Source organism: Actinomadura kijaniata NBRC 14229, from assembly GCF_001552175.1.
Classification (GTDB): Bacteria; Actinomycetota; Actinomycetes; order Streptosporangiales; family Streptosporangiaceae; genus Spirillospora; species Spirillospora kijaniata.
The window spans coordinates 1-14,443 of the sequence record NZ_BCQR01000063.1; the positions used below are offsets into that span (position 1 = coordinate 1).

15 protein-coding genes are annotated in these 14,443 nt (G+C 73.9%); 9 read left to right on the plus strand and 6 right to left on the minus strand.

The window, feature by feature from the left end; translation table 11 throughout:
- From AKI01S_RS20600 to AKI01S_RS20610, 3 genes are all read right to left on the minus strand, one after another.
- Positions 1–221, minus strand: a 221-nt coding sequence (locus tag AKI01S_RS20600; protein ID WP_157419973.1) for a hypothetical protein, incomplete at its 3' end; no start/stop codon positions are given.
- An 81-nt stretch (positions 222–302) separates the two neighbouring features.
- Positions 303–743, minus strand: a complete 441-nt coding sequence (locus tag AKI01S_RS20605; protein ID WP_083999935.1) for an Lrp/AsnC family transcriptional regulator — start codon at positions 741–743, stop codon at positions 303–305.
- A 9-nt stretch (positions 744–752) separates the two neighbouring features.
- Complete coding sequence (locus tag AKI01S_RS20610) at positions 753–1,793, minus strand: LacI family DNA-binding transcriptional regulator (RefSeq protein ID WP_067820188.1); 1,041 nt, start codon at positions 1,791–1,793, stop codon at positions 753–755.
- 129 nt (positions 1,794–1,922) lie between these two features.
- Between AKI01S_RS20610 and AKI01S_RS20615 the strand changes: the two genes are divergently transcribed.
- The gene (locus AKI01S_RS20615; RefSeq protein WP_067820191.1) at positions 1,923–3,134 is read left to right on the plus strand and encodes an ABC transporter ATP-binding protein; all 1,212 of its coding nucleotides are present in this window, start codon (positions 1,923–1,925) and stop codon (positions 3,132–3,134) included.
- Between the two features lie 145 nt (positions 3,135–3,279).
- Positions 3,280–4,344: a biotin synthase BioB gene (gene bioB / locus AKI01S_RS20620; protein WP_067820194.1), complete on the plus strand. Its 1,065-nt coding sequence runs from the start codon at positions 3,280–3,282 to the stop codon at positions 4,342–4,344.
- A gap of 64 nt (positions 4,345–4,408) precedes the next feature.
- On the opposite strand, the gene AKI01S_RS20625 is transcribed toward bioB, so the two are convergent.
- Positions 4,409–5,566 (minus strand): ROK family protein, encoded by a 1,158-nt coding sequence (locus AKI01S_RS20625; protein WP_245681708.1) that lies wholly within the window; start codon positions 5,564–5,566, stop codon positions 4,409–4,411.
- Between the two features lie 116 nt (positions 5,567–5,682).
- Between AKI01S_RS20625 and AKI01S_RS20630 the strand changes: the two genes are divergently transcribed.
- The 6 genes from AKI01S_RS20630 to AKI01S_RS20655 all read left to right on the plus strand — a co-directional run bounded on the left by AKI01S_RS20630 (position 5,683) and on the right by AKI01S_RS20655 (position 10,677).
- Positions 5,683–6,411 (plus strand): amino acid ABC transporter ATP-binding protein, encoded by a 729-nt coding sequence (locus tag AKI01S_RS20630; RefSeq protein WP_083999939.1) that lies wholly within the window; start codon positions 5,683–5,685, stop codon positions 6,409–6,411.
- Positions 6,412–6,484: 73 nt separating this feature from the next.
- Positions 6,485–7,417: a glutamate ABC transporter substrate-binding protein gene (locus AKI01S_RS20635; RefSeq protein WP_067820200.1), complete on the plus strand. Its 933-nt coding sequence runs from the start codon at positions 6,485–6,487 to the stop codon at positions 7,415–7,417.
- A gap of 19 nt (positions 7,418–7,436) precedes the next feature.
- The gene (locus tag AKI01S_RS20640; RefSeq protein ID WP_067820202.1) at positions 7,437–8,081 is read left to right on the plus strand and encodes an amino acid ABC transporter permease; all 645 of its coding nucleotides are present in this window, start codon (positions 7,437–7,439) and stop codon (positions 8,079–8,081) included.
- Positions 8,078–8,980 (plus strand): amino acid ABC transporter permease, encoded by a 903-nt coding sequence (locus tag AKI01S_RS20645; protein ID WP_083999941.1) that lies wholly within the window; start codon positions 8,078–8,080, stop codon positions 8,978–8,980. The genes AKI01S_RS20640 and AKI01S_RS20645 overlap by 4 nt, the downstream gene beginning before the upstream one ends.
- A 9-nt stretch (positions 8,981–8,989) precedes the next feature.
- A complete protein-coding gene (locus AKI01S_RS20650; RefSeq protein ID WP_067820205.1) occupies positions 8,990–9,937 on the plus strand; it encodes an asparaginase in 948 nt (315 codons plus the stop codon).
- Complete coding sequence (locus tag AKI01S_RS20655; protein ID WP_067820208.1) at positions 9,934–10,677, plus strand: copper homeostasis protein CutC; 744 nt, start codon at positions 9,934–9,936, stop codon at positions 10,675–10,677. The genes AKI01S_RS20650 and AKI01S_RS20655 overlap by 4 nt, the downstream gene beginning before the upstream one ends.
- Before the next feature lie 40 nt (positions 10,678–10,717).
- Here AKI01S_RS20655 and AKI01S_RS20660 read toward each other — a convergent pair whose 3' ends face one another.
- Positions 10,718–11,152, minus strand: coding sequence for a DUF6196 family protein (locus AKI01S_RS20660; RefSeq protein WP_067820211.1), 435 nt, complete (start codon positions 11,150–11,152; stop codon positions 10,718–10,720).
- A 188-nt stretch (positions 11,153–11,340) separates the two neighbouring features.
- Between AKI01S_RS20660 and AKI01S_RS20665 the strand changes: the two genes are divergently transcribed.
- On the plus strand, positions 11,341–12,618 hold the full coding sequence (locus AKI01S_RS20665; protein ID WP_067820215.1) for an ABC transporter ATP-binding protein: 1,278 nt from the start codon (positions 11,341–11,343) through the stop codon (positions 12,616–12,618).
- Between the two features lie 8 nt (positions 12,619–12,626).
- On the opposite strand, the gene AKI01S_RS20670 is transcribed toward AKI01S_RS20665, so the two are convergent.
- Positions 12,627–14,255, minus strand: coding sequence for an alpha-amylase family glycosyl hydrolase (locus tag AKI01S_RS20670; RefSeq protein ID WP_067820217.1), 1,629 nt, complete (start codon positions 14,253–14,255; stop codon positions 12,627–12,629).
- Between the last annotated feature and the right edge of the window lie 188 nt (positions 14,256–14,443).

Genomic DNA, 14,443 nt, shown 5'->3' on the forward strand with positions numbered 1-14,443 from the left:
AACGCGACCGCCGCGGCCACGCCCGCCCCCACGGCGGCGACCAGCCCGGGGACCGGCCCGGGCACCGGCGAGGCCGGGCCGGTGGAGTCCTCGGCCAGCCGCGCCGCCACCAGGACGGCCTCGGCGGCGACGAGCGCGGCGCAGGTCACCGCCAGCAGCGTTCCCTGGACGCGCAGCACGGTGCGCGCGGTGCGGACCGGGCCGGGCGGAGGCTGTGCCATGGCGTCCCCTCGTCGTGGAAGGTTCCGCCGGAAAGGGTTCCCGTCACCGCCGGCCCAAACGGGCGCGGGCCGCAGAAACGATCACAGCGGGGGGCGGCGGCCCTCCCAGGGGGTGCTCAGCACGACCGTGGTGCGGGTGGCGACGTTGGCGGCGGCGCGGATCTGCTGGAGGAGCTCCTCCAGCTCGTTGGGGGTGCCGACGCGGACCTTGAGGATGTAGCTCTCCTCCCCCGCCACCGAGTGGCACGCCTCGATCGCGCTCAGATGGGCCAGCCGGTCGGGCGCGTCGTCGGGGGCGGCCGGGTCGGTCGGCTTGATCGACACGAACGCCGTCAGCGCCAGGCCGATCTGCCCGTGGTCCAGCAGGGCGGTGAACCCCCTGATGGCCCCGCGTTTCTGCAGCCGCCGCACCCGCTGGTGCACGGCCGACACCGACAGTCCCGTCTCCTTGGCCAGATCGGTGAAGCTCATCCGGCCGTCCTCGGCCAGCAGGGCCATGATCTGACGATCGATCTCCTCCACCCGGAAAATCTAGCGTGCGCGCGGCGTTCCCGCCTCACGGACCGAGCGGCCGCGCGGCGGGCGGCAGCTGCCGCGGATCACCAGTTCGGTGGGGAGCAGCAGCGGGCCGGGCGCGGCGCGGCGGGACGGCTCGCGCGCGGCCGTCTCGCAGGCGTGGTAGCCGACGGCGTGGCCGGAGCGGGCGACGGCGGTCAGCGGCGGGTCGCACAGCTCGGCCCAGGCGACGTCGTCGACCATCGCGATGGACACGTCGGCGGGGACGCGCAGGTCGAGTTCGCGGGCGACCAGCACGGCGGCCTCGCCCACCAGGTGCCCGGCGGCCAGCACGGCGGTGACGTCGGCGCGGGCCTGCAACAGCCCGGCCGCGGCGGCGTAGGCGCTGTCGCGTTCGGGACGGGCCGCGACGACCAGCTCCTCGTCGACCGGCACGCGCAGCCCCTCCAGGGTGGCGCGGAAGGCGCGTTCGCGCGCGTCGGCGGGACGGCCCGGCCCGGTGGCGCCGAGGAACGCGATCCGGCGGTGGCCGAGGCCCACCAGGTACTCGGTCAGCGACCGCACGCCCGAGGCGTCGTCGGTCAGCACCGCCGGGACGCGCGGCAGCTCCGGCAGCGCGCGGTCGGCGAACACCACGGTCGTGCCCGCGCGGACGACGGGCCGCCAGGTCTCGGGGTCCCCGGCGGGAACGGCGATGATCCCGCCCACGCCCTGCGCGCGCATCCGTTCGACGATCTCGGCCTCGCGGGCGGGATCGCCCTGGGAGGCGTCCAGCAGCACGTGCTCGCCGAGCGAGCGGGCGCAGTCCAGCACCCCGGCGACCAGCGCGGCGCCGAACGGGTCGGTGACGTCGGGCACGACCAGGCCGAGGCCGCCGGCGCGGCGGGTCTTGAGGCTGCGGGCGGCGGCGCTGGGCCGGTAGTCCAGCTCGCGGGCGGCGGCCAGCACGCGTTCCCGGGTGGCCGCGCTGACGGGCCCGGCGCCGGAGAACACCCGCGAGACCGTGGCGATGCCGACGCCCGCGGCCGCCGCCACCTGCTTGATCGTCGCCGCCATGCACGTCCTTTCGGAAATGTCCGGACCATCCTCTTCATGGAAACGTTTCCATAGTATTGAATTCCCTCAATGAACAAAAGCCCTGATGGACAGGTCAGGGTGGAAACGTTTCCATGAGAGGGGGCCGGGATGGCCGGGATCACCCTGGAGGCCGTGGACAAGGTCTACGCCGGCGGAGTCAAGGCCGTGAACGGGCTCGACCTGGAGATCCGCGACGGCGAGTTCATGGTGCTGGTCGGCCCGTCGGGCTGCGGCAAGTCCACCGCGCTGCGGATGATCGCCGGGCTGGAGGAGATCAGCTCCGGGAAGATCTCCATCGGCGACCGGGTGGTCAACGACCTGGCCCCCAAGGACCGCGACATCGCGATGGTCTTCCAGAACTACGCGCTCTACCCGCACATGACGGTGGAGAAGAACCTGGAGTTCGGCCTCAAGCTGCGCGGGGCCTCCAAGGAGGAGCGCCGCAAGAAGGTGCTGGAGGCCGCCAAGATGCTGGGCCTGGAGCAGTTCCTGGACCGCAAGCCCGCCGCGCTGTCGGGCGGCCAGCGCCAGCGCGTGGCGATGGGCCGGGCGATCGTGCGCGAGCCGCAGGCGTTCCTGATGGACGAGCCGCTGTCGAACCTGGACGCCAAGCTGCGCGTGTCCATGCGCGCCTCGCTCAGCCAGCTGCACGAGCGCCTCGGCGTCACCACCGTCTACGTCACCCACGACCAGATCGAGGCGATGACGCTGGGCGACCGGGTCTGCGTGCTGCGCGAGGGCAAGCTCCAGCAGGTCGACACCCCGCAGCGGCTGTTCGACAACCCGGTCAACCTGTTCGTGGCGGGCTTCATCGGCTCCCCGGCGATGAACTTCGTCAACGCCGAGCTCACCCGCGGCGACGGCGGCGCGCGGATCCGCTTCGCCGGGTTCGACCTGCCGGTCCCCGACGCCCTGGTCACCGAGCGGCCGGGCCTGGAGGACTGGTTCGACAAGACGCTGATCCTGGGCGTGCGGCCGTCGGACTTCGAGGACGCCGCGCACGCCAGCCCCGAGTGGGCCCCGATGTCGGTGACCAGCAGCGTCACCGAGGAGCTGGGCAGCGAGATCAACGTCATCTTCACCATCGACGCGCCGCCGGTGGAGCACAAGGACACCGCCGACCTGGCCGAGGACGCCGCCGACGGCGACGCCGCCGACGTCGCGATCCCGCTGATCGACAACAAGGCGCTGTGGACCGCGCGCGTCAACGCCCGTTCGCACGTGCGCCCCGGCCAGACCATCGACCTGGCCGTCGACACCCGCCGCCTGCACTTCTTCGACCCGGCCAGCGGCCTGTCCATCGGCCACAAGCCCTCCTGACCCGCCCGGCGCCCGGAGCCCCGGTCCCCCTCGGGGGCCGGGGCTCCGGCCCGTTCGGAGCGGGCGCGACGACAAACGGGGGCGGCGCGGGTTTGTGCGGTCCGGTCCTTGGTCCGCGGGGGCCGCGGACCCGAGGATCGTTCGCATGGATCTGAACGGGCTGGTGGACAAGGGGCTGCGCGGCGAGTCGGTCACGCGGGACGAGGCGCTGGCGGTGCTGGCGTCCTCCGACGACGAGCTGCTGGACGTGGTGGCCGCGGCGGGGCGGGTGCGGCGGCGGTGGTTCGGGCGGCGGGTCAAGCTCAACTACCTGGTGAACCTCAAGTCGGGGCTGTGCCCGGAGGACTGCTCGTACTGCTCCCAGCGGCTCGGGTCCGACACCGGCATCCTGAAGTACACCTGGCTCAAGCCCGAGCAGGCCGCCGCCGCGGCGGCCGCCGGGACGGCCGGCGGCGCCAAGCGCGTCTGCCTGGTGGCCAGCGGGCGCGGGCCGACCGACCGGGACATCGAGCGCGTCGCCACGACGATCGCCGCGATCAAGGAGACCAGTCCCGGGGTGGAGATCTGCGCCTGCCTGGGCCTGCTGTCGGACGGGCAGGCCGACCGGCTGCGCGAGGCCGGGGCGCACGCCTACAGCCACAACCTCAACACCTCCGAGGAGGCCTACGCCGACATCTGCACCACGCACCGGTTCGCCGACCGGGTCGACACGGTCGAACGCTCCAGGCGGGCGGGGATGTCGGCCTGCTCCGGGCTGATCGCGGGCATGGGAGAGGCCGACGGCGACCTGGTCGACGTGGCCCTGGCGCTGCGCGGGCTGGACGTGGACTCGGTGCCGGTGAACTTCCTGATCCCGTTCGAGGGCACCCCGCTGTCGGAGACGTGGACGCTGACGCCGCAGCGCTGCCTGCGGATCCTCGCGATGGTGCGGTTCGTCTGCCCGGACGTGGAGGTGCGGCTGGCCGGCGGCCGGGAGATCCACCTGCGCACCCTCCAGCCGCTGGCGCTGCACGTCGTCAACTCGATCTTCCTCGGCGACTACCTGACCAGCGAGGGGCAGCCCGGCCGGGCGGACCTGGAGATGATCGCCGACGCCGGTTTCGAGGTGGAGCGCGCCGGGACCGACACCCTGCCCGGGCACCGCCGGCACACCGGCCGGGTCGCGGTGCGCAGGCGCGGTGCCGGGACCGACCTGCCGCCGAACGCCTGACCTCCGCCCCGCGCCCAGGGGCCGCGTCCCCGGTTCAGCGGTCGAGGGTTCAGCGGTCGAGGGTTCAGCGGTCGAGGGCCTGCTCGATCCAGTCGCCGGAGGCGTCCAGGAGCAGGTGGCCCGCGCCGAGGATGCTGGCGTTGCGGCCGGCGCGGGAGGTGGCGATCTCCAGGTTGCGGGTGGCGAGCGGCAGGCACCGCTCGTAGATCGCGCCGCGCACCGTGGCGACCAGCGGCTCGGCGCCGGACAAACTGCCGCCGATCACCAGCGCGTCGGGGTTGAAGAAGTTCACCAGGGCGGTCAGCACGTCGCCGATGAGGCGGCCGGCGGTGCGCACGGCGCTGGTCGCCTGGGGGACGCCGTCGGTGACCAGCTCGACGATGCGGGACGGGTGGTCCACCGCGATGCCCTGGCCGGCGAGCGCGGCGGCCAGGGCCGCGCCGCTCGCGTGGGCCTCCAGGCAGTCGGGATGGCCGCAGGAGCAGTCGACGGTGGCCTCCGACAGGATCCGGACGTGGCTGATGTCGCCGGCGGCGCCGCGCCCCCGGTGCAGGCGGCCGTCCACGATGACGCCGCAGCCGATGCCGGTGCCGAGCTTGATGACCATGAGGTTGTCCAGCTCGGGCCAGGAGTGCCGGTGCTCGCCGACCGCCATGAGGTTCGCGTCGTTCTCCACGAGCACGGGCACCGCGGCGTGGCCGGCGAGGAAGTCGCGCACCGGGAAGTCGTTCCAGCCGGGCATGCGCGAGGGCGACACCACCTGCCCGGTGGCCGGGTCGACGGGGCCGGGCAGGCCGATGCCGACGCCCCGGACCGGCAGGTCGCTCAGGCCCTGGTCGCGGGCGAGGGCGCGCAGCTCGTCCAGGACGGTGGTCAGCGTCTTCTCCGGGCCGACGGCGATGTCGCACGTCAGGTCGGCCAGCGCGAGCGGGGCCCCGGCGAGGTCGGCGACCGCGAGCCGCGCGTGGTGCGCGCCGAGGTCGGCGATCAGGAAGACGCCCGCGGCGCGGGCGAGCCGCAGCCGGCGCGGCCGCCGTCCGCCGCGCGAGGCCCCGGCGCCCTCCTCGGCGAACAGCCCGGCCTCGATGAGCTGCTCGACGCGCAGCGAGACGCTGGACGCCGCCAGCCCGGAGAGCCGGGCGAGCTCGGCCCGCGACTCCGCCTGGCCGGTCGCCACCAGGCGCACGAGCGCCGCCGGTCCGTCGTCTCTGTTGTTGCGCACCCCAGATAGATAGCATGCGCGAACTTCATCCATCAATCCGTTGACTTGCTCCAAATTAACGCTCTATCGTCCAGATCGGCTTCGATTTCGAAGGAAGTTAGAGCGTGGGTGACCGAATGATCGAGGTTCGCGGGCTGCACAAGCGCTTCGGCGACCACGTCGCGCTGCGCGATGTGGACCTGGACGTGGCCAGGGGCGAGGTCGTCGTGGTGATCGGCCCGTCCGGATCGGGCAAGTCCACGCTGTGCCGGTGCCTGAACCGGCTGGAGACCCCGGACGCCGGGGAGGTCCGGATCGACGGCGCGCCGCTGCCCGCCGAGGGCCGGGCGCTGGCCCGGCTGCGCGCGGACGTGGGGATGGTCTTCCAGTCGTTCAACCTCTTCCAGCACCGGACCGTGCTGGACAACCTGACCCTCGCGCCGGTCCGCGTGCGCGGCCTGTCCCGCGCCGAGGCCGAGGAGCGCGCCCGGGAGCTGCTGGACCGCGTCGGCATCGGCGAGCAGGCGGGCAAGCTCCCGGCCCAGCTGTCGGGCGGGCAGCAGCAGCGCGCGGCGATCGCGCGCGCCCTGGCGATGCGGCCGAAGGCGCTGCTGTTCGACGAGCCGACCTCCGCGCTCGACCCCGAGATGGTGGGCGAGGTCCTCGACGTCATGACGGGCCTGGCCCGCGACGGCATGACCATGGTGGTCGTCACCCACGAGATGGGCTTCGCCCGCCAGGTCGCCGACCGCGTGGTGTTCATGGCCGACGGCGAGGTCGTGGAGACCGGCGCGCCCGCGGCCTTCTTCGACTCCCCCGCCAGCGACCGGGCCCGGGACTTCCTGGCCAAGGTCCTCAGCCACTAGCCGGCTCCCGGAATCCCCAGCCGTCCCACCGGCGCGCCCGTCCCGGCGCGCCACCCGAGAAAGGTTCACGATCATGGTGCGTACCCTCGTGCCGCGGCGGACCGCGGTGGCCGCGGTCGCCGCGCTGTCGCTGACCGGCCTGGCCGCCTGCTCCGGCGACGGCACCGACCCGGCGGTCCCGGGCGCCGGCGGCGGCGCCAAGGACGACCTGGTCGCCGCGGCCCCGGTCGCGGCGAACCTGCCGGCCGGCTCCACCATGGAGAAGATCAGGAAGCGCGGTCAGCTCCTGGTGGGCGGCTCGCTGGACGCGCCGCTGCTGTCCCAGCAGAACCCGGCGACCAAGCAGGTCGAGGGGCTGGACGCCGACTTCGGGCGGCTGCTGGCCAAGTACATCATCGGCAAGCCGAACGTGAAGATCGTCAACTCGGCGTCCGAGACCCGCGAGGCCCTGCTGTCCAACGGCACCGTGGACGTGGTGTTCCAGACCTACAGCATCACCCCCGAACGCGCCAAGCAGGTCGCGTTCGCCGGGCCGTACTACAGCTCCGGCCTGGTCATCGCCACCAAGAAGGGCGCCGCGGGCATCACCTCGCCCGCCGACCTGAAGGGCAGGACCGTCATCGCGGGCGCCAACACCCCGGCGATCCCGGCCATCAAGAAGGCCGCCCCGGACGCCAAGATCGTGACGTTCGGCAGCGACCCCGAGTGCGTCCAGGCGCTCAAGCAGGGCCGCGGCGACGCCTACGTCCAGGACGAGGCCGTGCTGCTGGCCACCGCCAAGCAGGACCCGTCGGTCCAGATCCAGGGCAAGCCGTTCACCAGCGACCCCTACGGCATCGGGCTCAAGCACGGCGACGCGCAGATGAAGCAGTTCGTCAACGACTGGCTCAAGCAGATCCAGGCGTCCGGCCTGTGGGCGAAGGTCTGGAAGAACTCGATCGGGACGGTCGTGCCGGGCGAGGCCCCGCGGCCGCCCGCGATCGGGTCCGCGCCGGGCTCCGAGTGACCGGGAGCCCCGCCCTGCCATGAACGTCATCACCGACCACCTCTCCGAGTTCGGCGACGGCCTGCTGCTGACCGTCGGGCTGACCCTGCTGTCCCTGGCGGGCGCGCTCGTCGCCGGGGTCGTCGTGGCCGCGATGCGGGTCAGCCCCGTGCGCGTGCTGCGCGCCGCGGGCATGGTCTACGTCGAGACGCTGCAGAACGTCCCGCTGCTGGTCTGGCTCGTGCTCGCCGTCTTCGGGCTGCCCGAGATCGGCGTCATGGCCGGGCTGTTCACCTCCTCGGTCGTGGTGATCGCCCTCTACCAGGGCGCCTACACGGCCGAGGCGGTGCGGTCCGGCATCAACGCGGTGCCGGTGGGGCAGGGCGAGGCCGCCCGGGCGCTCGGGCTCACGTTCCCGCAGTCCCTGCGGCTGGTGATCCTGCCGCAGGCGCTGCGGACGGTCGTCCAGCCGCTCGGCAACATCGCGATCATGACGCTGATGAACACGGCGCTGGCCGCCGCCGTCGGCGTGGTGGAGCTGACCGCCGCCGCCAACCGGGTCAACCTGGCCGAGGCGCGGCCCATCTGGATCTTCGTCACGGCCGGTCTGGCCTACATGGCCCTGTCGGGGGCCATCGGCCTGGCGACCGGCACCCTGGAACGGAAGCTGGCGATCCTGCGATGAGCCCGTCCCCGACCTCGCGCCTGCTGTTCGACGAGCCGGGCCCGCGCGCCCGGCGGCGCATCCGGATCACCACCGCCCTGACCGTCCTGGCCGGGCTCGCCCTGGTCGCGCTGGCGCTGCGGCAGTTCGCCGACAACGGGCAGCTCGCCGCCGACCGCTGGCGCCCGTTCGGCACCTGGCCGATGTGGCGCTACCTGCTGGAGGGGCTGCGCTCCACCGCCCTGGCCGCCGTGGTGTCGATCGCGCTGGCCATGGCGGCGGGCGCCGCGCTGGCCCTCGGCCGGCTGTCGCCCTCCCGGTGGCTGCGCCTGCCGTGCGCCGCCTACGTCGAGGTCGTCCGGACGGTCCCGGCGCTGCTGCTGGTGTACGTCGTGCTGTTCGCCCTCCCCCGGTACGGGCTCGACCTGCCGCTGTTCTGGAAGCTCGTCGTGCCGCTGTCGGTGTCCAACGCCGCCGCGTTCGCCGAGATCTTCCGGGCCGGGATCCGGTCGGTGGAGCGCGGCCAGCTGGAGGCGGGCCTGTCGCTCGGCCTGACCCGGGGCCGGGCGATGCGGATGATCGTGCTGCCGCAGGCGGCGCGGCGCGTCCTGCCGTCGCTGGTCAGCCAGTCCGCCGGGCTGCTGAAGGACACCTCGCTCGGCTACGTCGTCAGCTACGCCGAGCTGCTCTACAGCGGCAAGGTGCTGGCCAACTACAACCACCTGCTCATCCAGACCTACCTGGTGATCGCGCTGATCTACCTGGTCATCAACGCCACGCTGTCGAAGGTCGCGCGGACGCTGGAGGCGCGGCAGCGCACCCGCCCGTCCCGCGCCGCCCGCGCCGCCACCGGCGGAGGTGCCGGCACCTCCGCCGGCACGTCCGCCGACGCCGTCCCGACGGCCCGACCCACCCTCTGAAGGATCCAGATGTACGAAGTGCTGGCCGAGGTCGTCCGCAACGGCTTCGTCGAGAGCCGCCACTACGGAAGCGTCGCCGGGCTCGCCCCGGACGGCACGCTCGCCCACTCCCGGGGACACGCGCACGAGACCGTGCTGCCGCGCTCCACGACCAAGCCGTTCCAGGCCGTGGCCTGCCTGGCGGCGGGCGCGCCGCTGGCGGGCGAACGCCTCGCGATCGCGGCGGGCAGCCACACCGGTGAGGACTTCCACGTCAAGACCGTGGAGGCGATCCTGGCGGACGCGGGGCTCGGCGCCGGCGCGCTGCGCTGCCCGCCCTCCTGGCCCGAGGACGAGCCGACCAGGGCGTCGCTGATCAGGGCGGGGGCGGGCGAGTCGCGCGAGCGCATGAACTGCTCGGGCAAGCACGCCGCCATGCTCGCCGCCTGCGCCGCCAACGGCTGGCCGACCGACACCTACCTCGACCCCGAGCACCCGCTCCAGCAGGGCGTCCGCACCACGATGGGCGACTGCGCCGGCGAGTCCCCCTCCCCCGTCGCCGTGGACGGCTGCGGCGCCCCGCTGTTCGGGCTGACCCTGGTGGGGCTGGCGCGCGCGATCCGGTCGCTGGCGCTGGCGCAGGACGGGCCGTCCCGCGCCGTCGCCGACGCCATGCGCGCCCACCCCGAGTACGTCGGCGGGACCGGCCACGTCAACACCGAGCTCATGCGGGCGCTGCCCGGAAGCCTGGCCAAGGGCGGCGCGGAGGGCGTGCTGGTCGCCGCCACCGCGGCCGGCCACGCCGTCGCGGTGAAGGTCATCGACGGCAGCCCCCGCGCCACCACCGCCATCGCGCTGCGCGCGCTCGCCGCGCTCGGCGCCGACACCTCCCCGGCCGCCGCGCTGGCCACCGTCCCGGTCCTGGGCGGCGGCCGTCCGGTGGGCGAGATCCGCACCACTCCGGAAGGACACCAGTGAGCCTCACCTACGAGATCTGCATCGACAGCGTCGCGGGCGCCGTGGCCGCCGAACGCGCGGGCGCCCACCGCGTGGAGCTGTGCGCGGCGCTGTTCGAGGGAGGGCTCACCCCGACCCTCGGCACGGTCCGCGCCGCCCTGGCGGCCGTGTCGTCGATCCGGGTGCACGCCATCGTGCGCCCGCGCGGCGGGGACTTCATCTACGACGAGTACGAGGTCGCGGCCATGGAGCACGACGTGGCCCTCCTGCGGGAGGCCGGCGTGCACGGCGTGGTGATCGGCGCCCTCACCGCCGCCGGGGAGGTCGACCGTCCGGTGACCGAGCGCCTCATCGCCGCCGCCGGCGGGCTCCCGATCACCTTCCACCGGGCCTTCGACATGGCCGCCGACCCGTTCGCCGCCCTGGAGACCCTCGTCGACCTGGGCGTGGACCGGGTGCTGACCTCCGGGCAGGAGGTGAGCGTGCTGGAGGGCGCGCCGCTGATCGCCGAACTGGTGGAACGCGCGGGCGACCGCATCGTCGTGATGCCCGGCGGCGGCGTCACCGACCGCAACATCGGCCGCATCCTGGCGGCGACCGGCGCGCGCGAGATCCACTTCGCCGCGCTCACCGACGAGCCGAGCCCGGCCGTCCACCGCAACCCCCGCCCGTTCATGGGCGGCGAGCTCCGCCAGCCCGAGTACCGGCGGCGCGTCACCACCGCGGGCGCCATCGCCACCGTCCTGCGGGCCGCGGGCTGAGCGCCGCCGGGGGCCGCCCGTCCGCGGCCCCCGGCGGCGGTCAGCCGGCGCGCAGCGCCTCGACGACCGCGACGGCCTCGTCGAGCAGGTCGGCCGGGCAGCCCCAGTGGTCGTAGATGCCGCCCCGGTCGCGGTTGCTCCCGCACACGACGAACACCCCGGTCCCCAGGCTCGCCTTGAGCCGCCCGGCCAGCCAGCCGACGAAGCCGCTGTTGTCGAGCCCCTCGGGGAAGTGGAAGGAGAACACCCCGAAGCGTTCGGCGTCCCCGCCCTCCCCCTCGGCCGGCACCAGCCTGCTCCAGCTCTCCTCGTCGCGGACCACGGCCAGCGTGTCGGCGGTGAGGGCCGGCGGACGGTCCAGGGGCGACTCCTCGAAGCGCCAGGCGCCGTCGTGCACCAGCAGATCCGCCTGGGCGATCACGCGGCGCAGGCGCTCCTCGGTCTGCTCCGCCGTCTCCCTGCTGACACTGACCATCGGTGGGATCTCCTTGCCGTCGCGGGGCGCGGCCGTCCGGCCGCAGCCCGGACAACACCGCTTCGCGATCACTGATTCCGGGTGGCGCGGGGTGGTTGGCCGTACCCGGCCCGGCGGGGGGCTGGACAACCGCGACGCTCTCGCGGTGGGATGTCCCACCAGCGCAGCGGCTAGCGCGAGGCGGACTCATGACCGATGTGGTGCTCGACGGTGTCGGGAAGGTGTACCCCGGCGGGGTGCACGCCGTCCGGAACGTGCGGCTGCACATCGCCGACGGCGAGCTGTTCGTGCTGCTGGGCCCGTCCGGCTGCGGCAAGTCCACGCTGCTGCGGATGATCGCCGGGCTGGAGGAGATCACCTCCGGCGACCTGCTGCTCGGCGGCCGGATCGCCAACGAGCTGTCGCCGCGCGACCGCAACGTCGCGATGGTGTTCCAGAACGGGGCGCTGTACCCGCACCGCACCGTCCGGGGCAACCTGATGTTCCCGCTGAGGGTGGCGGGCGACGACCCCGCCGAGGCCGGGGAGCGGGTGGTGGAGCTGGCCCGGCTGCTCGGCCTGGCGGGCCTGATCGACCGGCTGCCGCGCACGCTGTCGGGCGGGCAGCGGCAGCGCGTGGCGATGGGGCGGGCGCTGATCCGCGAGCCCGCGCTGTTCCTGATGGACGAGCCGCTGTCCAGCCTGGACGCGGTGCTGCGCACCGAGCTGCGGGTGGAGATCGCCTCGCTGGTGCGCTCGACCGGCGCCACCACCGTCTACGTCACCCACGACCAGGTCGAGGCCATGACGATGGCCGACCGCATCGCGGTGCTGCGCGACGGCGCGGTGGAGGACGTCGGCGCCCCCGAGCGGCTCTACCGGGACCCCGCGACGGTGTTCGTCGCGGCGTTCCTCAGCTCCCCGCCGGTCAACCTGCTCCAGGCCACCGCCTGGTCCGTGCAGGACGCCGGGATGGTGCTGGAGCTCGGCCCGCAGCGGCTGACCGTCCCCTGGCGGGACCCGCGCGCCGCCGCGCTGATCGGCCACCACGGCATGCCCGTCGTGGTGGGGGTCCGGCCCGACGTCCTGACGCTCGCGCCGCCCGGCGGTCCCGGGCCCGTCCTGACGGGGCGGGTGCGCGCGGTGGAGTTCCACGGCGACCACTGGCTGGCCTACGCCGAGGCGGGCATCCCCACCGTGGACGCCAACGCGTTCGGCCGCCCGCCCGAGCCCGTCGCGGCGCGGGCGGCCGGGAACCTCTCCTCCGGACGCCTGGCCGCGCGCCTGCGCGACCTGCTCGGCCGCGGCGCCGCCGAACCGGAGCCCGCCCCCGAGCACGAGGGCGAGCACCGCCGCTCCGACCTGATGTTCAGCCTGCCCGCCGGGACGCGTCCGCAGCCCGGCGAGCAGGTGGAGCTGGCGGTGGACCTGGACCGGCTGCTGCTGTTCGACGCCGACGGCCGCCGCATCGCCTCCAACGGCCGCTAGGGCGGCCGCTAGGACAGCAGCGTCCAGGCGGCGGTGTCCGGGGGCAGCAGCCCGTCCTGGAGCTCACCGCTGGCCAGCACGGTCTCGCCCTCGGGGAGCGGCACGGGGCCGCCGCCGAGGTTGAGGGTCAGCACGAAACCGTCCCCTCTGCCGAGGGCCAGCACGTCCGGGTCCGACGGGAGCCAGGTCAGCTCCCCGTCGCCCAGCTGGGGCAGGGACCGGCGCAGCCGGATCGCCGTCCGGTACAGCTCCAGCATCGACCCGGGGTCGGCCCGCTGCGCCTCGACGGTCAGGCCGCTCCAGGAGGCGGGCTGGGGGAGCCAGGTGTCGCCGGTCCCGGCCGTGAAGCCGAACGGCGGCTCCCCGCCGTCCCAGGGAAGCGGCACCCGGCAGCCGTCGCGGCCGACGACGACGCCTCCGGTGTTGGCGAACAGGGGGTCCTGCCGGCGGTCGTCGGGGATGTCGAAGACCTCGTTCAGGCCCAGCTCCTGCCCCTGGTAGACGTAGGCCGACCCCGGCAGGGCCAGCAGCAGCAGGGCGGCCGCCCGGGCGCGCCTGCCGCCCAGCTCCAGGTCGACCTCCATCTTGCCCCCGTGGTAGTCGAACGTGGGGTTGAGGATGAGTTCCTGGTCGGTGCCGAGCCGGGTCACCAGGCGCCGGAAGTCGTGGTTCTCCAGGACCCAGGGGGCGCGCGTCTCGGAGTCCCCGCAGATCTCCAGGGCGCGGTCGATCGCCTGCCGGAGGTTCCCGGCGCGCCACGGCGTGTCCATGAACCCGAGGTTGAACACCTGGTGCAGCTGGCCCTTGGCCATGTACGGGGCCATGAAGTCCGGGTCGTCGTACCAGGCCTCCAGGACCGCGGCCCGCGCGCCGGGGAACTCGTCCGCCGGGTAGGAGTCCAGGAGCTTGCGCCAGGCGGCGAACGTCTCGAACAGCTCGGGCTGGGCCACGTAGGGGACGCCGGGGCCCACCGGCGGCATGTCGGGCAGGAGGTCGGGCAGGTCGGCGGCCTTGAAGAGGCCGAGCGCCACGTCCACGCGGATCCCGGCCACCCCGCGGTCGAGCCAGAAGCGCAGCACCTCCTCGAAGTACAGGGGGACGTCGGAGCAGCGCCAGTTGAAGTCGGGCTGGGTGGAGTCCCACAGGTGCAGGTACCACTGCCCGTCCTCCACCTGCGTCCAGGCGGGGCCGCCGAACATGGAGTACCAGTTGTTGGGCGGTGACCCGTCGGGCTTCCCGTCGCGGAAGATGAACCGTTCCCGCTCGGGGCTCCCCGGTCCGGCCGCCAGCGCCGCCTGGAACCACTCGTGCCGACTGGAGCAGTGGTTGGGGACGATGTCGATGATCACGCGGATGCCGTGGTCGGCGGCGGCGCCGACGAGCGCGTCGAAGTCCTCCAGCGTGCCGAAGCGGGGATCGACGGCGCGGTAGTCGATCACGTCGTAGCCGCCGTCGGCCAGCGGGGAGGGGTAGAAGGGGTTGAGCCAGATCGCGTCCACCCCGAGGTCCGCCAGGTAGGGCAGGCGGGAGCGCACCCCGGCCAGGTCGCCCTGCCCGTCGCCGTCACCGTCGGAGAAGCTCCGCGGATAAACCTGGTAGACGACGGCGTCTCGCCACCATCTGTCGCCTGCGGTCACTGTGTTCTCCTCACGAACGAGAGCAGGAAGTCCTACCTGCGGCGGGGAGGATCGGCCGGCGGGACCGGCGCGGAAGACCCGATGGAGATTTTCGGACAGGGGAGCCGCCCGGTGTGGGGGCGGCGCTCCACGCTCAGGAAGAAGGATGACCCACGACCGGGCCTCCCGGCCCGTGAGGTGGGTCACCG